Source organism: Streptomyces sp. NPDC051677 (genome assembly GCF_044453465.1).
Classification (GTDB): Bacteria; Actinomycetota; Actinomycetes; order Streptomycetales; family Streptomycetaceae; genus Streptomyces.
Genome location: NZ_JBITCT010000023.1, coordinates 130,326 through 153,894, shown reverse-complemented (window position 1 = coordinate 153,894; position 23,569 = coordinate 130,326). Strand labels below are relative to the sequence as shown.

General features: G+C 71.7%; 21 protein-coding genes and 1 pseudogene. 4 read left to right on the top strand and 18 right to left on the bottom strand.

Features of this window, described 5'->3' with window-relative positions; genetic code table 11:
• Window positions 1–91: 91 nt before the first annotated feature.
• From ACIBAF_RS26400 to ACIBAF_RS26315, 18 genes are all read right to left on the bottom strand, one after another.
• Window positions 92–757, bottom strand: coding sequence for a response regulator (locus ACIBAF_RS26400; protein WP_399466209.1), 666 nt, complete (start codon window positions 755–757; stop codon window positions 92–94).
• Complete coding sequence (locus tag ACIBAF_RS26395; protein WP_399466207.1) at window positions 754–2,151, bottom strand: sensor histidine kinase; 1,398 nt, start codon at window positions 2,149–2,151, stop codon at window positions 754–756. The genes ACIBAF_RS26400 and ACIBAF_RS26395 overlap by 4 nt, the downstream gene beginning before the upstream one ends.
• A 124-nt stretch (window positions 2,152–2,275) precedes the next feature.
• Entirely contained in the window at window positions 2,276–2,953 is a 678-nt protein-coding gene (locus tag ACIBAF_RS26390; RefSeq protein WP_399466205.1) for a response regulator, read from the bottom strand.
• Complete coding sequence (locus tag ACIBAF_RS26385) at window positions 2,950–4,425, bottom strand: sensor histidine kinase (protein ID WP_399466203.1); 1,476 nt, start codon at window positions 4,423–4,425, stop codon at window positions 2,950–2,952. The genes ACIBAF_RS26390 and ACIBAF_RS26385 overlap by 4 nt, the downstream gene beginning before the upstream one ends.
• Before the next feature lie 10 nt (window positions 4,426–4,435).
• Complete coding sequence (locus ACIBAF_RS26380) at window positions 4,436–5,746, bottom strand: acyltransferase (RefSeq protein ID WP_399466202.1); 1,311 nt, start codon at window positions 5,744–5,746, stop codon at window positions 4,436–4,438.
• Window positions 5,739–6,815: an alpha/beta hydrolase gene (locus tag ACIBAF_RS26375; RefSeq protein WP_399466200.1), complete on the bottom strand. Its 1,077-nt coding sequence runs from the start codon at window positions 6,813–6,815 to the stop codon at window positions 5,739–5,741. The genes ACIBAF_RS26380 and ACIBAF_RS26375 overlap by 8 nt, the downstream gene beginning before the upstream one ends.
• 352 nt (window positions 6,816–7,167) lie before the next feature.
• Window positions 7,168–8,052 (bottom strand): alpha/beta hydrolase, encoded by an 885-nt coding sequence (locus ACIBAF_RS26370; RefSeq protein WP_399466198.1) that lies wholly within the window; start codon window positions 8,050–8,052, stop codon window positions 7,168–7,170.
• 312 nt (window positions 8,053–8,364) lie between these two features.
• Window positions 8,365–9,654, bottom strand: a complete 1,290-nt coding sequence (kynU, locus tag ACIBAF_RS26365) for a kynureninase (RefSeq protein WP_399466197.1) — start codon at window positions 9,652–9,654, stop codon at window positions 8,365–8,367.
• The gene (locus ACIBAF_RS26360; protein ID WP_399466196.1) at window positions 9,647–10,492 is read right to left on the bottom strand and encodes a tryptophan 2,3-dioxygenase family protein; all 846 of its coding nucleotides are present in this window, start codon (window positions 10,490–10,492) and stop codon (window positions 9,647–9,649) included. The genes kynU and ACIBAF_RS26360 overlap by 8 nt, the downstream gene beginning before the upstream one ends.
• A 195-nt stretch (window positions 10,493–10,687) precedes the next feature.
• Window positions 10,688–11,101 (bottom strand): DUF3151 domain-containing protein, encoded by a 414-nt coding sequence (locus tag ACIBAF_RS26355; RefSeq protein WP_399319915.1) that lies wholly within the window; start codon window positions 11,099–11,101, stop codon window positions 10,688–10,690.
• Window positions 11,102–11,220: 119 nt separating this feature from the next.
• A complete protein-coding gene (locus tag ACIBAF_RS26350; RefSeq protein WP_399466194.1) occupies window positions 11,221–12,687 on the bottom strand; it encodes an MFS transporter in 1,467 nt (488 codons plus the stop codon).
• Between the two features lie 96 nt (window positions 12,688–12,783).
• Entirely contained in the window at window positions 12,784–13,815 is a 1,032-nt protein-coding gene (gene fbaA / locus ACIBAF_RS26345; RefSeq protein WP_399466192.1) for a class II fructose-bisphosphate aldolase, read from the bottom strand.
• Window positions 13,816–13,932: 117 nt separating this feature from the next.
• Window positions 13,933–14,490: an orotate phosphoribosyltransferase gene (gene pyrE / locus ACIBAF_RS26340; protein WP_399466190.1), complete on the bottom strand. Its 558-nt coding sequence runs from the start codon at window positions 14,488–14,490 to the stop codon at window positions 13,933–13,935.
• Between the two features lie 23 nt (window positions 14,491–14,513).
• A complete protein-coding gene (locus ACIBAF_RS26335; RefSeq protein ID WP_399466189.1) occupies window positions 14,514–15,302 on the bottom strand; it encodes an aldose 1-epimerase in 789 nt (262 codons plus the stop codon).
• A 55-nt stretch (window positions 15,303–15,357) separates the two neighbouring features.
• Window positions 15,358–16,143 carry an SRPBCC domain-containing protein gene (locus ACIBAF_RS26330; protein WP_399466188.1) on the bottom strand — a complete coding sequence of 262 codons (786 nt, stop codon included), beginning with the start codon at window positions 16,141–16,143 and terminating at the stop codon, window positions 15,358–15,360.
• Between the two features lie 136 nt (window positions 16,144–16,279).
• Window positions 16,280–17,941: a polyamine aminopropyltransferase gene (locus tag ACIBAF_RS26325; protein ID WP_399466187.1), complete on the bottom strand. Its 1,662-nt coding sequence runs from the start codon at window positions 17,939–17,941 to the stop codon at window positions 16,280–16,282.
• A gap of 80 nt (window positions 17,942–18,021) precedes the next feature.
• A complete protein-coding gene (locus ACIBAF_RS26320; RefSeq protein ID WP_399466186.1) occupies window positions 18,022–18,582 on the bottom strand; it encodes a DUF2617 family protein in 561 nt (186 codons plus the stop codon).
• A gap of 429 nt (window positions 18,583–19,011) precedes the next feature.
• Entirely contained in the window at window positions 19,012–19,296 is a 285-nt protein-coding gene (locus tag ACIBAF_RS26315) for a hypothetical protein (RefSeq protein WP_399466184.1), read from the bottom strand.
• 140 nt (window positions 19,297–19,436) lie between these two features.
• Between ACIBAF_RS26315 and ACIBAF_RS26310 the strand changes: the two are divergent.
• The 4 genes and pseudogenes from ACIBAF_RS26310 to ACIBAF_RS26295 form a co-directional block, all read left to right on the top strand.
• Window positions 19,437–20,213, top strand: a pseudogene (locus ACIBAF_RS26310) (aminotransferase class I/II-fold pyridoxal phosphate-dependent enzyme); the annotation flags it as partial.
• A gap of 254 nt (window positions 20,214–20,467) precedes the next feature.
• Window positions 20,468–21,364, top strand: a complete 897-nt coding sequence (locus ACIBAF_RS26305) for a hypothetical protein (protein WP_399466182.1) — start codon at window positions 20,468–20,470, stop codon at window positions 21,362–21,364.
• A gap of 81 nt (window positions 21,365–21,445) precedes the next feature.
• On the top strand, window positions 21,446–22,405 hold the full coding sequence (locus tag ACIBAF_RS26300) for a hypothetical protein (RefSeq protein WP_399466181.1): 960 nt from the start codon (window positions 21,446–21,448) through the stop codon (window positions 22,403–22,405).
• Complete coding sequence (locus ACIBAF_RS26295; RefSeq protein ID WP_399466221.1) at window positions 22,405–23,436, top strand: ImmA/IrrE family metallo-endopeptidase; 1,032 nt, start codon at window positions 22,405–22,407, stop codon at window positions 23,434–23,436. Before ACIBAF_RS26300 ends, ACIBAF_RS26295 begins: the two co-directional genes overlap by 1 nt.
• Window positions 23,437–23,569 lie beyond the last annotated feature (133 nt).

The following is a 23,569-nucleotide window of genomic DNA, read 5'->3' as shown; positions in this document are numbered from 1 at the left end:
GCGACCCGCTACGACAAGACCGCCGAGTCCTACCAGGCAGCTGTCACGCTCGCCTCGCTCCTGATGTGGGCGTGACATTTGAAGACAACTCCTAGCCCGGCGTCACCAACCTCGCCTCGTACGCGAACACCGCCGCCTGGGTGCGGTCCCGCAGGCCCAGCTTCACCAGGATTCTGCTCACGTGGGTCTTGATGGTCGACTCCGCCACCACCAGCCGTCCGGCTATCTCCAGGTTCGACAGGCCCTGGGCGATCAGGACCAGCACCTCCGTCTCCCGTTCGGTCAGGTCGCCGTACGCCGCCTGGGCGGTCGGCGACAGCCGCGGGGAGTCGGAGAGCTTCGAGAACTCCGTGATCAGGCGCCTGGTGACGGACGGGGCCAGGAGCGCTTCACCTGCTGCCACCACCCGGACGCCCTCCGCCAGTTGGCGGGCCGAGGCGTCCTTCAGGAGAAAGCCGGACGCCCCTGCGCGGAGCGCCTGGTAGACATACTCGTCCAGATCGAAGGTGGTCAGGACCAGCACCTTCGCCGATCCGTCCGCCGCCACGATCTCGCGCGTCGCCTCGATGCCGTTCAGCTCGGGCATACGGATGTCCATCAGGACCACGTCGGGAGTCAGTTCACGGACCCGCTCCACCGCCTCCCGGCCGTTGACCGCCTCGCCCACCACCTCGATGTCCGGCATCGCGTTCAGCAGGACCGAGAAGCCCTCGCGCACCATCATCTGGTCGTCCGCTACCAGTACGCGGATCGTCATGCTCCACCCTCGTCAGCAGCAGCAGCAGAAGAAGAAGAAGAGGAGGAGGAAGCCATCGGGATCGGTAGGAACACCGTCACCTCATAGCCCCCTTCCGATGTGGGTTCCGCCGTCATCTCGCCGTTCAGCATCGTGACCCGCTCACGCATGCCGGTGATGCCGTGACCTGCGCCGGGGGACGGCTTGATCAGGGACGGGTTGGGCGGACGGCCGTTCACTATGCGCAGGCCCAGGCCGCCCAGGACGTAGCCCACCTCCACACGGGCGCTCGCCCCGGGTGCGTGGCGCAGCGTGTTGCTCAGCGCCTCCTGCACTATGCGGTACGCCGACAGCTCGACGCCCTGCGGCAGTTCGCGCACCGCGCCCGTGATCCCCTTCTCCACGTCCAGACCGGCCTCCCGCACGTTGGCGAGCAGCGCGTCCAGCTCGGCGAGAGTGGGCTGCGGGGCGTCGGGGACCTCGTAGTCCTCAGCGCGGACCACGCCCAGCACCCGGCGCAGCTCCGTGAGCGCCGCCACCGCGTTCTCCCGGATGGTCGAGAACGCCTTCTCCAGCTCCGGCGGCGGATTCTCCACCCGGTAGGGGGCGGCCTCCGCCTGGATCGCGACCACCGACATGTGGTGCGCGACCACGTCGTGCAGCTCACGGGCGATCGTGGTGCGCTCCTCCAACAGGGTGCGCCGGGAACGCTCGTGCGCCGTCACCGTCTGCTGGGCCGTCACCTCCTGCTCGGCCTGCCGGCGGATGTGCCAGACGGTCACGGCAAGCAGGAGGATCGCGGAGAACACCAGCATGGGCGCGATGTTGGTGTGGTAGTGGCCCCAGCCGAAGGCGGTCTCGGCGATGAAGCCGTACAGCCCCGTCAGCAACCACATCCACGCCGCCGTGCGCGGGCGGGTGCGTATCGCCACGACCGTCAGGACCAGCAGATGGGAGAGGAAACTGCCGGGCAGCCACGGCCAGTTGCCGTAGGTCGTGCCGACCAGGGCCACCGCCGTCGTCGACGCGAGGGACAGCCAGAACGCGCCGACCGGCCGCACCAGCGTCATCAGCACCGGCGCCAGGACGAGCAGGCCGATCACGGCGCCCAGCAGGCCTTCGCCGCCGTCCACGTAGCCGATCAGCATCGCCAGCGCGCCGCCCGCGCCGACGATCCCGTGCCGGGACCAGGCCGCCTGCTCCCGCCTGCGGCCCTTCGCGATGCGCGCGAGGAGGCCGGTGGGCTCCTTGCGGGGCAGCGGGCGGTAGGCGAAGGCGTCGTGGAACAGGTCCTGGCGCATGCCGCGCAGGGCGTCCACGGCCGCCCGGAACTCCGGGCTGCGCGGCCGGTAGGCCTCGAACGAGTCGGCCGGGTCGTCCGGGTGCGTGGTGTGCGTCTGCGTCGTCTCGGTCACATTCAAAACGGTAGGCGCAGCCGGGGGTCCACGTCGTCACCAGTGAGAGGGGTTCCAGCGGCTCCGTCTCAAGTACTACGGGTCCTGCAGGGAGCCGCCGAAGGAGGCCGCGGAAGGACCGCGCTCAGTAGCCCGACGGTCTCACCAGCCCCGACTCGTACGCGAACACCGCGGCCTGCGTGCGGTCCCGCAGGCCCAGTTTCACCAGGACACGGCCCACGTGGGTCTTCACGGTCTGCTCGGCGACGACGAGGTGGCTCGCGATCTCCGCGTTGGACAGGCCCTGCGCGATCAGGGTGAGCACCTCCGTCTCGCGTTCGGTGAGGTCGCCGATCCGCTCCTTCAGCGGGGCCCTGGGTTTGCCTTCGAGGCGCGAGAACTCGGCGATCAGCTTGCGGGTGATGCCGGGCGCGAGCAGTGCGTCGCCGGCCGCCACCACCCGGACCGCCTCGGCGAGCTGGTCCGCGGAGGCGTCCTTCAGCAGGAACCCGGACGCCCCGGCCCGCAGCGCGTCGTACACGTACTCGTCGAGGTCGAAGGTGGTGAGCACCAGCACCTTGATGTGGGGGTGCGCGAGGGTGATGCGGTGCGTGGCGTCGATGCCGTTGAGCTCGGGCATGCGGATGTCCATCAGGACGACGTCCGGGGTGAGTTCGCCGACCTTCGCGACGGCGTCCAGGCCGTCCACCGCCTGCCCGATCACCTCGATGCCGGGGTGTGCGTTGAGCAGCACGGTGAAGCCCTGACGAACCATCTGCTGGTCGTCGGCGATCAGTACACGGATGGTTCCGCCGGTCGTCATCGGTTTCCTTCTGCTGTCGGGGGCGAGGGTGCAGGCGAGGGCGGGGCGCCCGCGTCGCGCACCTCGTCCGGGTCGGCCACGACAGCCGGGCCGGCCACCTCGGCCAGGCCGTGCGGGTCGTGCGGGTCGTCCAGGTCGTCCGGGAAGATGAGTTCGAGGCCGTCGGGCGGGTCGAGATCGTCGGAGTCGGCGAGGGCTGTCGCCTTGCCGTCTCTCGGGAGGAACGCCTGCACCGCGAAGCCGCCGTGCAGAGTCGGGTGGGCGCTGACGTGGCCGCCCAGCATCGCCGCCCGCTCGCGCATGCCGAGCAGACCGTGCCCGGCCCCGGGCGAAGCCCGTACGGGTTCGCTCGGGCGGGAGTTGACGACCTCCAGGTGCAGGCCCCGGGCATGATGGATGACCTCCACGCGCACCTGGGATCCCGGCGCATGCCGCAGGGCGTTGCTCAGCGCCTCCTGCACTATGCGGTACGCCGACAACTGCACGCCCGGCGGGTACACGGGCGCCTGGCCCTCGACGGTGGCGACCACGTCCAGTCCCGCGGCGCGGGTGTTCTCCATCAGGGCGTCGAGACGGTCCAGCGTGGGCTGCGGGGCGTCCGGGGCCGTCCCGGTGCCGACCGCGCCCAGGCCGTAGGGATCCCCGGGGTTTTCCGAGCGCAGCACACCGAGCACCCGGCGCAGTTCGGCGAGCGCCTCCAGGGCGTTCTGCCGGATGCCGGCGAGGTTCTCCTTCAGTTCCTCGGACGGGTTCTCCACCAGATGCGGGGCGACCTGGGCCTGAATGGAGATCACCGACATGTGATGGGCGACCACGTCGTGCAGCTCGCGCGCGATCCGGTTGCGCTCCTCCAGCAGGGTGCGGCGGCCGCGTTCCTCGGCGGTGATCGTCTCCTGTTCGACGAGCTGCGTGCGGGCCTCGCCGAGGCCGCGGAAGGCGGTGCCGACGAGGACGACGGCTCCACAGATCGCGACGGCCGTGACGCCCGTCGAGGTGTATGTCGCCCCGCCGACGAGGCCCTGGACCACCCACGTCGTCAGAGCGGTGGCGGCCAGCGCCGCGACGGACACCTGGGGGCGCACGCGTAGCGCCAGAAACAGGAGCACGAGGACATGAGCGAGGATCTCGGCCTCGTTCCACGGCCAGTCGGGTCCCGGCAGCGGGTGACCTACCAGAGCGGGTCGCGCGGCCACCGCGGCGACCACGGTGGCCGCCAGGGACAGCGCCCACGCGGGCAGCGGCCGCCACAGAGCGAGGACGACGGCCGCGCCCTGCGCGAACCCGGTCAGGACCCCCAGTTCCGTGCCAAGGCCGTAGCGACCCATCTGGTCCGTGCCGGCCAGTGCGATGCCGAGGGCGGTCCAGCACACCACCACATACCCCGGCAGTCGCAGCCGGCGGAGGCGGCGGAAGCGGGTCCTGTGCGAGGGGGCGGCGCGGTCGGGTGGGGTACTGCTCGCCTCGCTGTTCACGGGCCCAACCCTAGGCACTGCGGGCCTCCTTCGGCTGCCTGCGACGGGAGTGGTGGTGGACGCGGATCACCCGGGACCTGCGGCCCTCGAAAGGGCGTGACCCGTGTTCGTAGGAGTGGAACGCCGCCCAGCACACCCCCAGCGCCAGAGCGAAGACCGGCAGCCACAGCATGCGGGCCGCCACCCAGTCCAGCCCGTCGGGGACCGTGTGCAGGCCGGGCAGGCGGCCCGCGAAGAGACCCGTCGCGGTGGTCGCCATCATGGCCGTCTGGTGCCAGAGGAACACCGTCATCGCAGAGAGGTTGACCAGCGCCACCGCCGCCCAGGTCAGGGGCCGGCGCAGGGCCCGGCGCAGCCGGTCGCGCAGCAGCAGGGCCAGACCGCACTGGGCGAGCCCGAACGTGACCGCGGCCAGCGTCGGCGGGTTCAGGTTGGACACCGCCGCACCGGGCACGCCCACCATCGACGCCGGATAACCCGCCCAGACGACCAGCACCGCCGTCGCCACCGCCCCGCCGGCGAACAGGATCCAGCCCGCGCGCGGGCGCTCCAGCTCGCCCCGGGTCCAGGCCGCGCCCACGGTGTACGGCACCAGCCAGCCGGCCGCCACGTTCACCCAGCCCAGCCAGGACGGGCCGCCCAGGCCGAACCGCACCAGGTCCACATGGAGGACGACGGCCAGCGGCCACAGCGGGTTGAGCCGGGCCAGCAGCGGGGTCGCGGCCGTCAGCCCGGCGAAGACCAGGAGGAACCAGAGGGGGGACAACGCCAGTTTGACCACGGTGTGCACGGTGACGAAGTCCGCGCCGCCCAGCAGGAGACCGACCGCGGCGACCGTCCACACCGCCAGTACGGCCACCACCGGCCCGAACAGCCGGGCAAGGCGCGCCCGCAGCCACGTGAAGTAGGTCCCGCGCATCCCGCGTGCCGCGCCTGTCCCGCCTGTCCCGCCTGGTGCGTGCGACCGCGACCGCGACCGCGCCTGTGCCTGTGCCTGTGCCGAGGCGAGGCTGCGGGTCGCCACGTGGCCGCCCACCATGAAGAACACCGCGAGCGTCTGGAACATCCAGGAGACGGGGGCCAGCCAGGGCATGGGGCCGAGGGGGCTCGCGGCGCGCAGGGTGTTGCCGTCCGCGACCAGGGCCGTCACCAGCCAGTGGCCGAGGACGACGCCGAGGATCGCGAGGGCGCGCAGGGCGTCCACGGCCCGATCGCGCTGCGGGGGCGTGGCGGCGTCGATGCGGGCGGCGGCGCGCCGCAGAGCCGGCAACGCCCTCCGTGCACCCGGCAACGGCCTCCGCGGCCCGTGGGTCTCAGGCATGGGTCACCGACGTGGTGTCGCCGAGGACGATCCGGGCGAGGTTGGCCAGGGAGGCCGAGCCCGGGGTGAAGTAGTCGCTGTGGCCGCCGCGACCGGCGGCGAAGACATGGGCGCCGAACGACCGGGACATCGGGTCGGCGCCGAAGCCGACCGTGGTGCCGAACAGGTCGGCGCTGACGTGCGGGACGTCCGCCACCCAGTCGTCGGCGCCCCTCCCCGCCCAGACCCGCGCGCGGGTGTGCAGGTCCGCCGCCGAGTCCACGCCCATACCGGGGCTGCCCAGGAGAACGAGGTCGTCCACGTCCAGACCGGGGGCGGCGCGGCCGCACACGACCGTGCCGTACGAGTGGCACACGAGAGTGACGTGGGCCTCCGGGCCGGTGACCGCCCTCAGCGTGCTGATGAACTCCCGCAGGTCGGGGGCCGCTTCGTCGGCACGGGAGGGGGTGATCGCGGTGGTGCTGATCGTGCCGGGGGTGGTGTAGCCGAGCCAGGCCACCACTGCCGTCCTCGAACCGTCCCCGGCCCCCGCGCCGACCTCGCTCCCAGCCGAGGCCTCTGCCTCCGCCCCGGCCCCCGTCTGTCGGGTGAGCCGGTCGTGCAGAGCTGCCGCCCCTGCCCGGAAGCGCTCGTAGGTGTCCAGCGAGGTGTCCGAGCCCGGTACGAGGACGGCCACGCGGTCGGCGTGTGCGAGGTCCCCGAACACCTCGATGGCGCGGCCGGAACCACGGGCGTCGAAGGAGAGCAGTCTGCGGGAGGGCGCGGCCAGCACCCGGTCCGAGGTCGCGCGGTGGCGGTCCCCGTGGGCCGCGGCCATGCGGGACGCCAGGGCGGCGTTGGCCCGGTTCGCGGCGTACGCCTCGTCGAGCGTCGTCGCCGTCGGCGCGGGCAGGACGGCCGGCGCCGGGGCGGGGATGGTAGGTCGGGTCGCCGCCGTGAGGGGGACGACCACGGCGGCGGTGACCAGGACGGCCAGCAGGGCGCGGATCCAGTGCCGCCGGCCCCGGGCCACCACCCCTTCACGGTGCCACGGCCATCGCCGCCGCCCGCGAAAACGAAGCTCCGCCATCCCGCCCTCCCCTGCCGGTCGGCCCGCCATCGGGCCTTTCTGGCTTGGAAGTTACGGATCGGCGCTCGTCGTCCGCGTCCCGCTGAGGAGCTCTCCTCCGACGTAGCTCTCAGGTACTACGGGTACGACAGGTGCGCACACCTACGGGAGGCACGGGCCCCCAGCTGGGGGCTACCCAACGAGGCACAGACCTACCCGCCGAAGCAGGGCCCCCATCAGACACGGACCTACCCGCCGAAGCAGCCCCCCTGCCGAAGCAGGCCCCCCAAAACAGACCCCCGCAGCACGAAGCCTCAAAGCACGACGCCTCAAAGCACGAAGCCTCAAAGGGCGGCGCCACCCGTCCCCACCGTCACCACGCCAGCTGCGCGATCTCCTCTGCCACCACCGCGCACGCGTCCGCCGCCGGGTCGATCAGCGGGAAGTGGCCGACGTCCTCCAGGAGGGTCAGGCCCACGACCTCGCCGGCCTTCGCCGCCGCGTCCGCGTACGCCTCGGCGACCGCCTGCGGGACGACCAGGTCGGTGCGGCCCTGGACCAGCGTCGTCGCGATGCCGGTCGGCAGCAGGAGGGCAGGGTCGGCGTACGGTCGGCGCTCGTCGAACTGCTCTTCGCCGCCGAGGAGTTGGCGGGCTGCGCCGCCGCAGACGTCCAGTTTCTCGGCGACTGTGAAGTCGGCGATCGGGGCGAGTGCGACGACGCCCCGCAGCGGAGCGGGGCCGCCGGTGCGCCAGGGAGCGTCGGCGGGCAGCACATGCCGGGCCGCTGCCCACAGGGCGAGGTGGCCGCCCGCCGAGTGGCCGGTGAGCACGGTGCGGCGCGCGTCGGCCTGCGGCAGGGCCTCCTCGACGAGGGCGGGGAGTGCGTCGAGGGCGGCGGCGATGTCGTCGAGGGTGTCGGGCCAGCGCCCCGCGATCGGGGATGTCCCCTCCGGGGCCGGGCTCTCGGCGCCCCGGCGGTACTCCACGTTGGCCACGGCGAAGCCGCGTCGGGCCAGGAAATCCGCGAACGGGGTGATGTGCCGCCGGTCGTATCGCGCGCGCCAGGCTCCGCCGTGCAGCACGACGACGAGCGGGACGGAACCACCCGGACCGGTCTGCACGCGCGGGGCGTAGAAGTCGATCACCTGGTCGGGGTGGTCGCCGTACATCCTGGTGACGTCGGGGTCGACGGGCGGATGTGCGAAGGCCGACTCCTCCTCAGCGGCGGCCCGGGCTGCGACAACGTCGTCCGGCATGCTCCAACCTCTCAACGACGAAACGGATTTGGACGGGACGGATAGTGGACCAGGGGAGAACTTCGGCCGCTGGCCGGGACGGTATCAGGCCCGTGACGTGCGCGGACACGCGGATGTCACGCTCGGTGAGAGGTAAACGGTTCTGCTGGTGTCACCCCTGTGGGCTGCCCGCCAGGGATGCCGATCTCCTGGGCGTACCCCCAAGTACGCCCAGGAGAGCCGGTCGGCTCAATCAGCCGGATCAGTGATCGGTCGGATCAGTGGTGGGTCGGATCAGTGATGCGTCGGATCAGTGATCGGTCGGATCCTCGATCAGCCGGACCGGCGCAGTTCCTCCCCCAGGATCCGCGCCGCGCGTTCCACGTCGGCGAATCCGACGTACAGCGGGGTGAAGCCGAACCTCAGGACGCCCGGGCGGCGGAAGTCGCCGACGACTCCGCGCGCTATCAGCCGCCGCATGACGTCGCCGGCGTTCTCGCAGCGCAGCGCCACCTGGCTGCCCCGCTCCTCGTGACGCACCGGAGTCAGCGACTCGACCTGCCCTTCGGGGACGTACGCGGCGACGCACTCCAGGAAGAAGTCGGTAAGGGCCAACGACTTCGCCCGCACCGCCTCGATCGACACGCCGTCCCAGACGTCGAGGGCGGCCTCCAGGGCGAGCATCGACAGGATGTCCGGGGTGCCGACGCGCCCGCGCAGCGCGCCCCGGGCCGGCTCGTACGTCTCCCGCATGCCGAAGGGTTCGGCGTGCGAGTTCCAGCCGGGCAGCGGCGAGTCGAAGCGGTCCTGCAGTTCGCGTCGGACGTACAGGTAGGCCGGGGAACCCGGGCCGCCGTTCAGGTACTTGTAGGTGCAGCCGACCGCGAGGTCGACGCCGTGCTCGTCGAGGCCCACCGGCAGGGCGCCCGCGCTGTGGCACAGGTCCCAGACGGCGATCGCGCCCACCTCGTGCACGGCGGCGGTGAGCGACGGCAGGTCGTGCAGGCGTCCGGTGCGGTAGTCGGCGTGGTTGAGCAGCACGGCGGCCGTGCGCTCCGACAGTGCGGCCGGCACCTCGCCGGGCGTCACGGGGATCAGCGTGCGTCCGGTCAGGCGGGCCGCGGACTCGGCGATGTAGCCGTCGGTGGGGAAGGTAGTCGCGTCGACGAGGATCTCGTCGCGGACGCCCCGGCCTCCTCGGTCGCCCAGGCCTCCTCGGTTGCCTCGGTCGCCGCCCCGGGCGTCCTCGCCGTCGTCCACGAGGCGTACCGCGCCCACAAGTGCCTTGAAGACGTTGACACTTGTCGAGTCGCCGACCACGATCTGCCCGGCCGCCGCGCCCACCAGCGGGGCGATCCGGTCGCCGATCCGCTCGGGCGCCGTCCACCAGCCGCTCTCGTCCCAGGAGCGGATGCGCAGCTCGCCCCACTGGCGGCGGACGACGTCCTCGACGCGGCCGGGGACGGCGGCGGGCAGCGCGCCCAGCGAGTTGCCGTCGAGGTAGACGCCCGGGGCGCCGTCGGCGTGCTCGGAGGCCGTGTCGAGGACGAACCGTGCGCGGATGTCCGCCAGTTCGTCGCCTGCGTCCAACTCCTTTGCTGTGAGGGCGAGTCGGTCAGACATGGGACCTCGCCGTCCACAGCTCGGGGAACACGTTCTTCTGGGTGCGCTTCTCCAGCCAGGCCACGCCGGCCGAGCCGCCGGTGCCAGCCTTCGCGCCCATCGCGCGGCGGGTGGCGACGAGGTGGTCGTTGCGCCAGCGCCACACCAGCTCGGCGACGTCCGTCAACGCCTCGCCGAGGCGGGCGACCTCGTCGCTCTCGTCGCCCGAGTAGACGGTCGTCCACACCGCCTCGACGTCCGGGGAGGGCTCGTAGCGCTGCGAGACGTCCCGGTCCAGGACGGCAGTGGGGATCGCGTGGCCGCGGCGGGCCAGCAGCCGCAGCACCTCGTCGTACAGGCCCGGCTCGTGCAGCGCCTTCTCGAGCTCGGCGTGGACGCGGGGTGCGCCGCGGTGCGGGACCAGCATGGACGCGGACTTCTCGCCGAGCAGGAACTCCATGCGGCGGTACATCGCCGACTGGAACCCGGAGCCCTCGCCGAGCGCGGAGCGGTACGCGTTGAACTGGGCCGGGGTCAGCTGCGCGAGCGGCTTCCAGGAGGCGTTCAGCGCCTCCAGCTCGCGGACGGAACGCTTCAGCGCGGCGATCGCCGTCGGCACGTCGTCCGAGCGCAGGGCGCGGGCCGCCGTCTCCCACTCGTGGACGATGACCGTGAACCACAGCTCCATGACCTGGGTCGTGACCAGGAAGACCATCTCTCCGGGATCGTCGGAGAGGGTGTGCTGGAGGTGGGTGAGCACGTCCGCCTTGACGTAGTCCTCGTACGGCGTCGTGCCTGCGAAGTCGAGATGCGGGGTCTCGGGCTCCGAAGCCTCGTGGGGCTGAGCCTGGAGGGACATCGCTGTCTCCTGTTGTGTACTCCGGGTAGCGGTCCGCCCCTGCCGTTATCGGCAGGGGGCCCCGGTCCCCACCCGCATCCTGCGCAATCCGGGCCCGAAAACGCAAGGCCCGTCCGGTCACACCAGGACCGGACGGGCCACCCGCACCCCTACGGGCCACCCGGGCGGGCTACCCCGACGGGGCGCCTGCGCGGGTCAGCCCAGCGTCTGGGCCGCCGTCTGCGAGGAGTCCTTCAGGAACTGCGTGCAGCGCTCGTACTCCTCCTGCTCGCCGATCGCCTGCGCGGCGCGGGCGAGGGCGTGCAGGGCGCGCAGGAAGCCGCGGTTCGGCTCGTGCTCCCAGGGCACCGGGCCGTGGCCCTTCCAGCCGCTCCGCCGCAGGCTGTCCAGGCCGCGGTGGTACCCCGTACGGGCGTACGCGTACGACTCCACCACGCTGCCCCGCTCGAACGCGTCGTCGGCGAGCTGGGCCCAGGCCAGCGAGGACGTCGGGTACTTCGCGGCGACGTCGGCGGGCGCCGTGCCGTTCGCGAGGAGCTCGCGCGGCTCCGGGTCGTCGGGGAGGTGGGTCGGGGGCGGGCCCCCGAGGAGGTTCTCGTGAATCGACATGGGTCCAGTCTCCTCCACGCGCGCGTACGGTGACGGACCCCCTCGCAGGACACCACGCGCGCGTACGGTGACGGACCCCCCGGCAGGACACCACGCGCGCGTGCTCCCCGGGGCCCGCCCTAGCCGAGCCGCTTCCGCGCGCGTCGTCCCTCCAGCGGCGGGGCCGTCACGCTCCCGTGGGTTCTGCACTCCGGCCGTGTGCAGTCCGGCGCCGGTCGCCGTACCGTCGCGAAGGCCACCGCCGCGCCCGCCACCAGCACGCCGGCGCACCACGCCATCGCCCGGTGGAACGCGTCGTCGAAGGCGTCCGGCGAGCGGTACGCCTCCGGGCCCATCCCGGTGAGCAGCGGGAGCGCGGCGACGGCGACGAGCCCCGCCGCCCGCGCAGCCGCGTTGTTGATGCCGCTGGCCAGCCCGGCCCGCGTGACGTCCACCGAGGCCAGCACGGTCGCGGTCAGCGGGGCGACCAGGGCGACCAGACCGACGCCGAGCACCAGGACGGCGGGCAGCACGTCGGCGACGTACGAGGCGTTCTCGCCGACCCGGAGCATCAGCAGCATGCCCGCGGCGCACAGCAGCGGGCCCACCGTGAGCGGGATGCGCGGCCCGATCCGCTCCCCCAGCTCACCGGAGCGGGAGGAGAGCAGCAGCATCAGCACGGTCGTCGGCAGCAGCGCCGTACCGGCGCCGAGCGCGGAGTAGCCGGCGACGACCTGGAGCTGGACCACCGAGAGGAAGAAGAAGCCGCCGAGGGCCGCATACACGCACAGGGTGACCAGGTTGACGGCGGTGAACTGGCGGGACGCGAAGACGTCCAGCGGCATCATCGGGTCGGGCCGGCGCCGCTCGACGTACACGAAGGCCACGCCGGCGGCCACCCCGCCCATCGCTGTGACGGCGACGGCCAGGGACCCCTCGCCCGCCTCGATGAGCGCGTACGTCACCAGCCCCAGCGACAGCGCCCCCAGCGCCGCCCCCAGGACGTCGAAGCCGCCGTGTGCCTTCTCGTCCCCGGATTCCGGCACATGCCGCAGCGCGACCGGCACGCACGCCACCGCCAGCGGCACGTTCAGCAGGAACACCCACCGCCAGCCCGGCCCGTCCACCAGCCAGCCGCCGAGGAACGGGCCCACGGCCGCCCCGATGCCCCCGAACCCCGACCACAGGCCCACGGCCCGCCCCCGGTCGTCGGGATGGAAGGAGGCCTGGATCAGCGCCAGCGAGCCGGGGGTGAGGAGCGCGCCCCCGATGCCCTGGAACGCCCGCGCGGCGATCAGCACTCCGGCGTTCGGCGCGAGCCCGCACAGCAGGGAGGCCGCGGCGAACCACACCACGCCCACCATGAAGATCTTCCGGCGGCCGTATCGGTCCCCCAGGGAGCCACCGAGCAGGATCAGCCCGGCCAGCGTCAGCATGTAGGCGTTGACCGTCCACTGCAGGGCCGCCAGGTCGGCGTCCAGGTCACGGCCGATGTGGGGCAGGGCCACATTGACGACGGTGGAGTCCAGCAGGGCCATGCTGGAGCCGAGCACCGTGGTGAACAGGATCCACCGGCCCTGGGGCGAGGCCATCCGGACATCGGGCATGCCCCCAGGTATACAGCGAGCCCGGCGTCGCAGACAGACGCCGGGCTCGCCGATACGCGTGACACCCCTGCGGGGTACCCGTGATACCCCTGGGGGTTACTTGATCTTCTGGCCCGCCGAGCGCAGGTTCTGCGTGGCCTCGAGGACGCGCGCGGCCATGCCCGCCTCGGCCAGCTTGCCCCAGGTCCGCGGGTCGTAGGTCTTCTTGGAGCCGACCTCGCCGTCGACCTTCAGGACGCCGTCGTAGTTGCGGAACATGTGGTCGGCGACGGGACGCGTGAAGGCGTACTGCGTGTCCGTGTCGATGTTCATCTTGACGACGCCGTTCTCCAGCGCGGTCGCGATCTCCTCCGGGGTGGAGCCGGAACCGCCGTGGAAGACGAAGTCGAACGGCTGGGAGCCGGCCGGCTTGCCGTACTTCGCGGCGATGCCCTCGTTCAGCTCCTTGAGCAGGTCGGGGCGGAGCACGACGTTGCCCGGCTTGTACACGCCGTGCACGTTGCCGAACGACGCGGCCAGCAGGTAGCGGCCCTTGTCGCCCAGGCCGAGCGCCTCGACGGTGCGCACCGCGTCGTCGACCGTCGTGTACAGGGAGTCGTTGATCTCGTGCGAGACGCCGTCCTCCTCGCCGCCGGTCGGGGTGATCTCCACCTCAAGGATGATCTTGGCGGCGGCGGTGCGGGCCAGCAGTTCCTGCGCGACGGAGAGGTTGTCGGCGAGGGTCTCCGCCGAGCCGTCCCACATGTGCGACTGGAACAGCGGGTTACGGCCGGCCTTGACGCGCTCCTCGGAGATCGCGAGCAGCGGCCGGACGAACCCGTCGAGCTTGTCCTTCGGGCAGTGGTCCGTGTGCAGCGCGACGGTGACCGGGTACTTCTCGGCGACGATGTGCGCGAACTCGGCGAGGGCCAGGGCGCCCGTCACCATGTCCTTGCTGTACTGGCCGCCCGCGAACTCGGCGCCACCCGTCGTGATCTGGATGATGCCGTCGCTGTCCGCCTCGGCGAAGCCGCGCAGCGCCGCGTGCAGGGTCTGGGACGAGGTCACGTTGATGGCCGGGTAGGCGAACTTGCCTGCCTTCGCCCGGTCGAGCATCTCGTTGTAGACCTCGGGGGTTGCGATGGGCATTCGTCCGCTCCTTGGGTGTGCGGGTTGCGTGCTGTGAACTGGGTGCTTACGGCCCTGACCTAGACCTGGGGTGCGACGTCATCGTCGTCCCCATCTTTCCAGACATGCCGGGGCAGGTCAGTCGAGGCCCAGGTCGTCCTTGGAGAACGCGAACAGGTACGGCACCCCCGCGCCCTCGCGGATCTTCTCGTCGGCGCCGGTCGCCCGGTCCACGATGGTCGCCACGGCCACCACCTCGGCGCCCGCCTCGCGCACGGCCTCCACGGCGGCGAGCGGCGAGCCGCCGGTGGTGGAGGTGTCCTCCACCACCAGAACGCGCCGGCCGGCGATGTCCGGGCCCTCGACGCGCCGCTGCAGCCCGTGCGCCTTCGCCGCCTTGCGCACGACGAAGGCGTCCAGCCTGCGGCCCCGCGCGGCGGCCGCGTGCAGCATGGCGCCGGCCACCGGGTCGGCGCCCATCGTCAGACCGCCCACCGCGTCGAAGTCGAGCTCGGCGGTCAGGTCGAGCAGCACCTGCCCGACCAGCGGCGCGGCCTCCCCGTCGAGGGTGACGCGTCGCAGGTCGACGTAGTAGTCGGCCTCCAGACCCGACGACAGGGTCACCTTGCCGTGCACCACGGCCTTGTCCTTGATCTGCTGCAGCAGCGCGCCGCGTGCTTCGTTGACGTCCGTCATGCCGAACAGCTTAAAGGCGATGGTCAGGGGCGGGTCCAGCGCCAGGTGGTCGCGGCCTCCAGCGGCTCCAGGGGCGTGACCAGGCGCGGGTGGGTGTTCAGGCCGTCGGGCGGGCCGGTCTGCGGTTCCACGCACACGGCCGCCTCCTGCTCGTCGTAGACGACGACCCATTCCTCGGGGCTGGTCACCTGCACCGCGAGCTGTCCGGGCCAGGTGAGGGTGACGTCGACGCCGTCGGGCATGCCGAAGCAGTCGTCCCAGGGGCCGGGCTTCGGCTCGATGCGGTTGCCGGTGGGCAGATGGTCGTCGCCGCGCTCCTCCTGCCAGGCGGGCTCGAAGGCGACCTGCACGTCCTCGCCCCCGAGGTTCCGGTTGAACCACGGGTGCCAGCCGATCTGCGCCGGGAACGACGAGTCGTACGTCTCCACGGCCATCCCGAGCGTCAGGGCGTCCTCGGCCAGCGTGACCACCTGGGTGACACGGCCCGCGTACGGCCAGGGCTCCACCAGGTCGTACGTCAGCACGACCTCGTCCGCCGTCCGCCGCGCGACCTTCCAGACGCCGTCGCGGACGGTGCCGTGGATGGCGTTCGGCGCGGCGTTCAGCGGCATCTGGTGGACGGTTCCGCCGTCCCGGAACCGGCCGTCCCGGATCCGGCCGCACCAGGGAACCATCGGGAAGCACCCGAACCTCTCCCCCTGGCGCAGCAGTTCGAGGCCGCCGACGCGCAGCCCACCGACCCGGCCGCCGTTGCCCGGCTGCACGGTCACCTCCGCGTCGCCCGCGGTCAGCGTGATGTCTTCGTTACTCACGGGAGGAGCCTAGTGGGGCGATCAAGGGGCAGGCCGTACTAGGGCCGGTCCGGTGTCAGCTGCGGCGGCGCAGGGCTCTGCCGACCACGATCGCCGACGCCACCACGAGTGCGGCTGCCGGCGCGGCCCAGCGCAGGGTGCTGTTGGGTACGACGGTCTGCGGGGCCGGGACGGGGGCGTAGCGCCCGCGCGGCGGAGCGTGGTCGACCTCCTCGGCGCTGCGCCCGATCATCGTCCGACGCGCGTGCGCGGCCTCGGCGGGCGGCTCCCCGGGGGCGGTGAGGTCCTCGAAGACGGGGGTCGGGGGCTGGGGCTCGTCCACGTCGTCCATGTCGTCCATGTCGTCGAGGTCGTGGACGTCGATGACGTCGACGATGTCGTCGCCGTCGTCTCCCTCAGCGGCTTCAGGCGTCTCCTCGGCCGCGCCCGCTCCCAGGTTTGCCGCGAAGCGGTTCAGCAGGCGGGCGATCGCCGAGTCCACCGTCTCCGGCGGCAGTTCCGTGACCCGGCCGTCGGCCGACGCCGTGCCCTCGAAGCGGAGTGTCGTGCCGGCGTCGGTCTCCCGCAGCCGCAGGGTGAGCGCGAGTTTCACCGCGCCGCTGCCGCGGGCCTCGGTCGCGTCGCCCTCCACGGCGTACGTGCCGTCCTCGCGCGGCGTGACGCGTACAGCGCCCCGGTAGGTGATGGTGTGGCCGCCGATGCGCACCTTCAGCCGCCCCGCGACGGGCTCGGTGCCGGCGTCCTGCTGGAGGCCGGGAACCGCCCGGGCCACCTGCGCGGGATCGGCGAGGGCCGCCCGCAGCCGCTCGGCCGGAACCGGAACCAACACCTCTTGCTCCATGAGTGGGGAGCCTACCCAGCGGTCACCGGAAAGCACCCGGCGAAACCGGGTTTCGGCCCCGCCGAGCTCCTACCGGTGGTACGCGACCGCCCTCGGAGCAACGTGCCTACGGCGTCGGTGCGGCGTCGGTACGGCGTCAGTACCGCGGATGGATCAGCGTGGACGCCCGTACCCCCGGCACCCGCGTGTCCTCCACGGCCCGGGCGTCCGCGGTCAGGTCCGCCTGGGTCAGGGTGTGCAGGGGGAGCTCGGCGTGGTCGAGGCGCAGGGGTGGGCCGGGGGCCGGGCCAGGGGTGGCGGTGGCGGTGGCGGTGGCGAGGACGAAGCCCCAGTCCCGGGGGGCGCGGGAGGCGCCGGAGGTGCGGTCGGGGCCGGCGGTGAAGCCGGTGTCGCGGCCCTCGACGCGGTAGGGGGCGGTGTGCAGGCCCGCCGCGCGCATCGTCGCCTCGACCGTCCAGAACACGCGGGGCCGGGTCGCGACGGGGCCGGCGTGCACGGCGAGGCGGCCGCCGGGGGCGAGCGCGCGGCGGGCGAGGCCGTAGAACTCCTGGGAGTACAGCTTCGTGCTGGCCGTGATCCCGGGGTCGGGCAGATCGGCGACGACCACGTCGTACGTCGCCGGGGGCGCTCCGCGCAGCCATGGGAAGGCGTCGGCGGTGGTGACGTGGATGCGCGGGTCGCCGTAGGCGTGATCGTTGAGGCGGGACAGGGCGGGGTCGGTGCGGGCGAGCCGGACCAGGCCGGGGTCGAGGTCGACGACGTCGACGCGGCGCACGCCGGGGTGGGTGAGGGCCTCGCGGGCGGCCAGGCCGTCGCCGCCGCCGAGGATCAGCACGCGCGCGTGCGGGCCGTTCATCGCGGGGTGGACCAGGGCCTCGTGGTAGCGGCGCTCGTCGCGGCCGCCGACGCGGAGCCGGCCGTCGAGGTAGAGGTCGAGGGGCCGGCCCTCGGTGCCGCCGGTGAGGACGATCTCCTGGACTCCGGTCCGCACCGCCACCCGCACGTCGTCGCCGTACACCGCCTGTCGTGCCGCCTGTTCGAAGTCGTCGACGAGGACGGCGGCGGAGGCGAGGACGCCGAGGACGGCGATGTTGGCGGCGAGCAGGAACCCACGGGCGCGGCAGGTGAGGTCGCGCCGGAAGAGGCCGAGGACCAGGGCGGCGCCGGCGATCACGTTGACCCCGCCGGTCAGCAGCGAGCTCGTCAGCTGGCCCAGGAAGGGCAGCAGCAGGAAGGGAAAGGCGAGGCCGCCGACGAGCGCGCCCACGTAGTCGGCGGCGAAGAGGTCGGCGACGGCGCCGCCCGCGTCCTGGCGGCGGATGCGCTGGATGAGCTCCATGAGGAGGGGGACCTCGGCGCCGATGAGCAGGCCGATGGCGAGGGAGAACGCGACGAGGAGGATGCGGGGGCCGTCGGCCCACAGGCCGCCCCAGTCGCCCGTCCAGGCGAACACCGCGTACAGCGCCATGGCGCTGCAGCCGCCGACCAGGGCGAGGCTGGCCTCCAGGGCGGCGAAGCCGGCCGCGGCGAACCGGCGCAGCCGTTTGGCGGCGAGGGAGCCGATGCCCATCGCGAAGACCATGACGGACAGCACGACGGAGGCCTGGGTGACGGAGTCGCCCATCAAGTAGGAGGCGAGGGCGACGAGTTCGAGTTCGTAGACGAGTCCGCAGGCCGCGCAGACGAAGACGCACGCGAGGACCAGCAGCCGCCCGGTGTCCGGCCGGACGGGGAGCCTCGCGGGTCCACGCCAGGGCGGCGGGGCACCGGGTGGGGCCGGCGCGTGCGGTTCGATCACGACTGCGACGTTACGTCACAGGGTGGGTGCCCTTCGTCACCCACACGTGTGGAACTCGGGTCTGTTGAGGCGCCCGGCGTTTAAGTCGCCGTCCGCTGGGCGGCGCCGTTCGGGGACGGGCCGTCGAGACTCGCCGGTACCCGGATCCCGACTCTCGTCCGGGTCGCCACCAATTGCCCGTCCTGCGGGTAGGCGTGCCAGGTGCGCCAGTGCACCTGGCCCTCGTGGCGGTGGGCGAGCAGGGCGGTGAAGGCGTGCGGGCTGCCGGGGAAGACGCCGGCGAGGCCGTGCGGATGCTCGGAGACGAGGGCCAGGAGTTCCTGGGCGCGGCCCGCGAACTGGCCGGGCGAGAGCACCTCGACGCGTGCCGCGAACTCGTACTCCCAGTCCCCCACCCGCTTGGCGACGCCGAGCGGGAGGGGGGTGCTGCTGCCGGGGATGCAGGCCACCGTCTCCGAACAAGAACCCTGGTCCTCGTCCAGCAGCACCTGGTGCGAGGCGCCGAGCAATCTCAACTGGAGCTTTGCACCGGCCAGTTCGAGGTCGAGGGTGGCGAGGGCGGGCAGCGGCTCGCGCCCCAGGGCCCAGGCGAGATCGGCCGCGCGCGTGTCGGTGTAGGAGGTGTTCAGGGTAGTGAGCATGGGTCGACTCCGCGGAGACGCAAAGAAGAGAGGGTTGGTCTGGCGCACCCCGGTCGACACCGGGAGAACGGCCCCGGTCAGCCCGGTCTGGAAAGGTCGTCCGCTCGGGACGTCCGAAGGGGTCCGAGGGGCTGCGTTGGTGTTTTAGAGGGAATCATGAACTGTGGTTGCGCCACAGCCTTTTTACCCAACTTCGTGGGGTTTCCATCCCTCGGGGGGCTCCACAGCTCAACTGTTCAACTGCGGCGCACGCCAGGCGGTGGGACATGCATCCGCACGCCCCACATGAACGGCGCGGCCGCGGGTACACGCTGCGGCCGTCGGCGACATGGTGCGACCGTCGGCGACATGGTGCGACCGCGGAGCCCGTGGTCGGCCGGGCCCCGCGGTCCGGATGCGGCTCCCCCCGGAGAGCTCAGCTGCCCCGTGTCAGCTGCCTCCACCGCATCCGCCGCCTCCGCCGCAGGACGACCCGCCCCCGCAGGACGACCCACCGCCGCAGGAGTGGCCGCCGTGACCGCCGTGGTGGCCGCCGCCGGAGCCGCCGTCTCCCCCGCCGGCCCACCAGCTGCCGCCGGCCGCGCTGCCGCCGCTGCTGTATCCGCGGGACCGGCCGCCGCGGTACGACCCCGCGGCGTTGCTCTTTCGCGCGTTGGCCACCAGGGCCGCCACGAACAGGATTCCGATCACCGCCAGGATGATGCCGAAGACCATGGCGCCACCCTCCTTCCCTCTCCCCCGAAGCGGCCCCCCGTGGGCGCCTCGCGCGCCGCGTGAGCGTTGCGTGAACGGGGGATGCCCGGCCGTCTCGGCCGCCAAAGCAGAGTTGAGGAACTCCAGAGCTTCGGCGCAGGATGACGGGCATGACCTCCACCGAGCGCCCCTTCCTCAACCGTCGCCTCGCCGAGTTCGGGACGACGATCTTCGCCGAGATGTCCGCCCTGGCTCTCGCGACGGGCTCGATCAACCTGGGCCAGGGTTTCCCGGACACGGACGGCCCCGAGGAGGTCCGTGAGGCGGCCGTGCGGGCGCTGCGGGACGGGCGCGGCAACCAGTACCCGCCGGGGCCGGGCGTCCCCGAGCTGCGCACGGCGGTCGCCGACCATCAGCTCCGCCGCTACGGCCTGTCCTTCGACCCGGACACCGAGGTCCTGGTCACCGCGGGCGCCACGGAGGCCATCGCCGCCACCCTGCTGGCCCTCCTGGAGCCCGGCGACGAGGTGGTGGCCCTGGAGCCGTACTACGACTCCTACGCGGCCTGCATCGCCATGGCGGGCGCCGTGCGCGTGCCGGTCACCCTGCGCCCGGACCCCGAGCAGGCCCGTTTCCGGCTCGACCTGGACGAGCTGCGCGACGCGGTGACGGACCGCACCCGGCTGCTGCTGATCAACACCCCGCACAACCCGACCGGCACGGTCCTCACCCGCGAGGAGCTGACCGCGATCGCCGAGCTGGCGGTGGAGCGAAACCTGCTGGTCGTCACGGACGAGGTGTACGAGCACCTGGTCTTCGACGAGGCCGAGCACGTGCCGCTGGCGACCTTCCCGGGGATGCGGGAGCGCACGGTCACCATCGGGTCGAGCGGCAAGACGTTCTCGTTCACCGGTTGGAAGGTCGGCTGGGTCAAGGCTCTTTCGCCTACCTATTTACTGGCGAGCTGAGGGGACGAACGGGCCACTGCCCGCGAGGGTCGCCCGTCTTCTTCGGCTGAGAGTTGCCTTCGACCCGAGGTTCGGGGCGAGATCGTCCCTTCCCAGATCACTTACTAGCCGGACACGGGGCTCATTTCGGGCGTACGGTTTCCGTCAGCCGTGGAGGGAGGCCAGCCATCTCCGAGTTCGAAGAGCTTCATCACCTGGGCCACCTGGGGCGTGAAGGACTGAGCTTGGTCTACAAGCTCCTGAAAGAGGAGTCGCGACGGTTCCCCGCGCTCACCCCTGCAGCGGGGTGGCAGCCGGCGGACTGGGAGGATCTGCTCGGCGACTTCCTCGAAGAGCGGGCCGAAGCTGTCACTTCCAACCTGCAGAGCCTTGCGACCGACGACGCGTCCATGGGGCGGCTCCTGCGCAGGTCGATTCGGAACTGGTTGATCGACAGAGCACGTCAAACAGGCCCGGGCGCGTTGCGGCGGCGCTTGGAGGAGGTGCTCTCCGCCGAGCCAGAGTTCGAGCAGGTCCCCGAAGGGCAGCCCGGAGCCAAGCGATGGAGGCTGCAGGGCAGCGGCTGGGCTCCATGGTCCGGTGACAGTGGCAAGCTGGTGGAGGCCGCTCAGGCCGTCTCGGCTGTGCGGATCCCGAAGTGGTCCAGCACCACGCGCCGGACGCCGATTGCCGACCGGGCGTCGATCGTGGCCGTGGCCAGCGCAGTCCTGAGCGCAGCTGGTGGCTCCCTGGAGATCGCGCAGTTGGTCGAAGTCTTCGTTGCGCGGTTCCCGATCGTGCTGGACCCAGTGATCGTGAGCACGGACGAGGGTTCCGACGGTATCTACCGAGACACAGCGTTGACACCCGAGGAGACCGTAGTGGCCGCCGAGGAGGAGCTCGATGCGGCAGTGACCGCCGCGGAAATCGTGGGGATGCTTTCTCCGGAAGAACGCCGCATCGTGCCTATTGCGGACCAGCAGGCTAAGGTCCGGGAGCTGCTGGGATGCGGCCGGAGCCAGGCGTCCTTGAAGGTGAAGCGCCTCCGAGAGCGGCTGAGGCAGCTGGTCGGAGATCACGACGTTCACGGTGTAGGGCTGGAGGTGATCAGGCTGTGCGGCGAAACTCAGCGGGAGGAGTGACGCGTGGGCGGTCGGACGCCACGGCAGTTGTGACGTCAGGCATGGATGGACCCGTTCAGCCATGTCACCCGGGAGGACTCCATGAGTGAACCAGTGGTGCCCCAGCGTTTCCTTGATCTGGCCGCTGCGGTCCGGGCTCCGAAGGAACTGTCGGTTGAAGGCTTGCGCGCAAGGTTCGGCAACCCGGCAGAGGTACGTCTCGCGGTTGGCCAGGTGTGGCGGGCACGGTGGGAGGAGGCCAGTCTCCTCGTACTGGTCCTGGCAATTGCTGACCGCGAAGTGAACGCCGTCCCCGTGACGATCGATCCTCCAGGGGAAGACGCAGCCAGCCTGGTGGTAGACGGCGCCCGGACCGCCTTCGGTGTGGAGTCGACCGTGTGGGCAGGACTGGCTGGCCCAGTCCCTCTGCGTGTCCTCGACCGCGTGGTGGACCTTTGGGAGCCTGACCTCGTCGCTTGGGCTGCCGAGATGGCGGACGGGGGGGCGCCGTCCGTGCCAGCGGGAGCTCGACAGGGGACTGTGCCCGCGTCGGTTTTCGACGCTTCCGAAGAGGTGCGAGCCGAGCTCGAAGACGAGCTCGACGCCCTGCGGGCAGCGCCTGGCCTGCCTGAAGCGAAAGGAACGGAAAAGGTCGTCTCGCTGGGAGCACTGTTGAACGGTCTCCCCGATCTGCCGGTGCTAGGAGCAGCGTTGGGGGTCCCTCAACCGGAGGTGATGAGGATCTTGCGGGGCTCAGTTCCTCTGAAGCCAGGACAGGTGGAAGCGGTGGCGAGTGCGACGGGACTTTCTGTTGATGCCGTTGCCAAGACCGTGCGCCCCCTTCCCGCAGCTCTGGTGGCAGCGGCAGAGCATCCCCGTTGGCGAGAGACGTGGATTCGTAGGGCGAAGCGGTTGGGAGTCAGCGAAGGGGAAGCTCGCCTTTCAGGCGGTTATGGGACGCTCGCCCTTGCTGCACGCGAAACCGGCGGTGCGGAACCGGATTGGGAAGGGCGACTCCGGCAGTTTCTGCGTGGTGAGGACCTCGCCGGATCGGATGCGTGATGCGGCGGCGTTTCGTGGAGGAAGCGCCTCGGCAGGCGCAGGCCATGCTCGGCGTCATCGACCGGATTCACCCAGGTTGTCTCGCAACCCTGCGCGATGACCCCCTGGGTGAGCTGGGCCGCTGGCCGGATGTTCAGGTGGTGATGGAACCCGAGGTCGGCGAAGGACGGTGCTCTGTCGCCGGAAGTTACAGGGACAGGACCGATCCGCCAACGCTTGTGGTTGGCGCTTCCCGGTCGTACCGTCGCCGCGGGTTCACTGGCCTGCACGAGCTGGGGCATCACCTGCAGCAGACGGACCCTGGCCTGGGTCAGGCACTTTTTGCTACGCGGGACTCGGAAGCCTTCGAGGACGCGGCATGCGACGCTTTCGCCGCCCGGGTGCTGCTTCCGGATGGGGAGATTCCCGAGAACGTGCGCCTACGGGGCCCATCCGCTACGGACGTGGTCGAGCTGTTCCAGCGCTCCCAGGCGTCGCGCGAAGCCTGCTGCGTCCGGGCAGCGGAATACCTTTCAGGCGGCGCGGTCGTCCTACTCGACCGTGCTGGCACCGCGATCTTCAGTTCCTCCCGAAGCCTGATCCCGCCGGCGCGTGGTTCCGACCAGTCCAGAACCCCCTTGATCGAGAGGGCACTGCGAACCGGAGCCATGGCACAGCACGACAAGACATACGTTGAGTACCGCTCCGGCAGGGCGGGGGATGTCCTGTACGGGCAGGCCGCATGGTGCGACGAGCAGTACCTGGTCGCGGTCCTCGTCCCGGACAACGCCCCCTGGCTCAGGTACTCGGTACCACGGCCGGGAACCGGCGGTACCTGGTACGGCAGCCAGTCAGTCTGCGAGACATGCGGCGAGGCGTTCGAGGTCAGTGCCCCACCATGTGAGCAGTGCGGCGACGCTACATGCCCCGAAGGGCATTGTGCCTGCACAAGCGCCCGCATGAGCAGGGATCGAGCCTGCGACCGGTGCTTCCTTGTACTGGCGCCGAGCCGGTTCGACGGTGCCAGTCGCATCTGCCACGACTGCGCTTGAGCACTCTCTCGGGATGCCGGTGCCCCTCGGCCCGGACGATTCTCGCGGTGTGACGTCAGGTACTGGAGAGCAGCTACAGGGCTGCTCGGCCTGCTGTGGCGGGCCTGACAGCCGGGCTCTGACGCCCCACAAG

Bases quoted from the DNA above. Each gene is read 5' to 3' on its own strand.
- ACIBAF_RS26400 (WP_399466209.1), bottom strand. From the start codon at position 757: ATGACGATCCGCGTACTGGTAGCGGACGACCAGATGATGGTGCGCGAG.
- ACIBAF_RS26390 (WP_399466205.1), bottom strand. From the start codon at position 2,953: ATGACGACCGGCGGAACCATCCGTGTACTGATCGCCGACGACCAGCAG.
- ACIBAF_RS26380 (WP_399466202.1), bottom strand. From the start codon at position 5,746: ATGCCTGAGACCCACGGGCCGCGGAGGCCGTTGCCGGGTGCACGGAGG.
- ACIBAF_RS26375 (WP_399466200.1), bottom strand. From the start codon at position 6,815: ATGGCGGAGCTTCGTTTTCGCGGGCGGCGGCGATGGCCGTGGCACCGT.
- ACIBAF_RS26370 (WP_399466198.1), bottom strand. From the start codon at position 8,052: ATGCCGGACGACGTTGTCGCAGCCCGGGCCGCCGCTGAGGAGGAGTCG.
- kynU (WP_399466197.1), bottom strand. From the start codon at position 9,654: ATGTCTGACCGACTCGCCCTCACAGCAAAGGAGTTGGACGCAGGCGAC.
- ACIBAF_RS26360 (WP_399466196.1), bottom strand. From the start codon at position 10,492: ATGTCCCTCCAGGCTCAGCCCCACGAGGCTTCGGAGCCCGAGACCCCG.
- ACIBAF_RS26355 (WP_399319915.1), bottom strand. From the start codon at position 11,101: ATGTCGATTCACGAGAACCTCCTCGGGGGCCCGCCCCCGACCCACCTC.
- ACIBAF_RS26350 (WP_399466194.1), bottom strand. From the start codon at position 12,687: ATGCCCGATGTCCGGATGGCCTCGCCCCAGGGCCGGTGGATCCTGTTC.
- fbaA (WP_399466192.1), bottom strand. From the start codon at position 13,815: ATGCCCATCGCAACCCCCGAGGTCTACAACGAGATGCTCGACCGGGCG.
- pyrE (WP_399466190.1), bottom strand. From the start codon at position 14,490: ATGACGGACGTCAACGAAGCACGCGGCGCGCTGCTGCAGCAGATCAAG.
- ACIBAF_RS26330 (WP_399466188.1), bottom strand. From the start codon at position 16,143: ATGGAGCAAGAGGTGTTGGTTCCGGTTCCGGCCGAGCGGCTGCGGGCG.
- ACIBAF_RS26320 (WP_399466186.1), bottom strand. From the start codon at position 18,582: ATGCTCACTACCCTGAACACCTCCTACACCGACACGCGCGCGGCCGAT.
- ACIBAF_RS26315 (WP_399466184.1), bottom strand. From the start codon at position 19,296: ATGGTCTTCGGCATCATCCTGGCGGTGATCGGAATCCTGTTCGTGGCG.
- ACIBAF_RS26300 (WP_399466181.1), top strand. From the start codon at position 21,446: ATGAGTGAACCAGTGGTGCCCCAGCGTTTCCTTGATCTGGCCGCTGCG.
- ACIBAF_RS26295 (WP_399466221.1), top strand. From the start codon at position 22,405: ATGCGGCGGCGTTTCGTGGAGGAAGCGCCTCGGCAGGCGCAGGCCATG.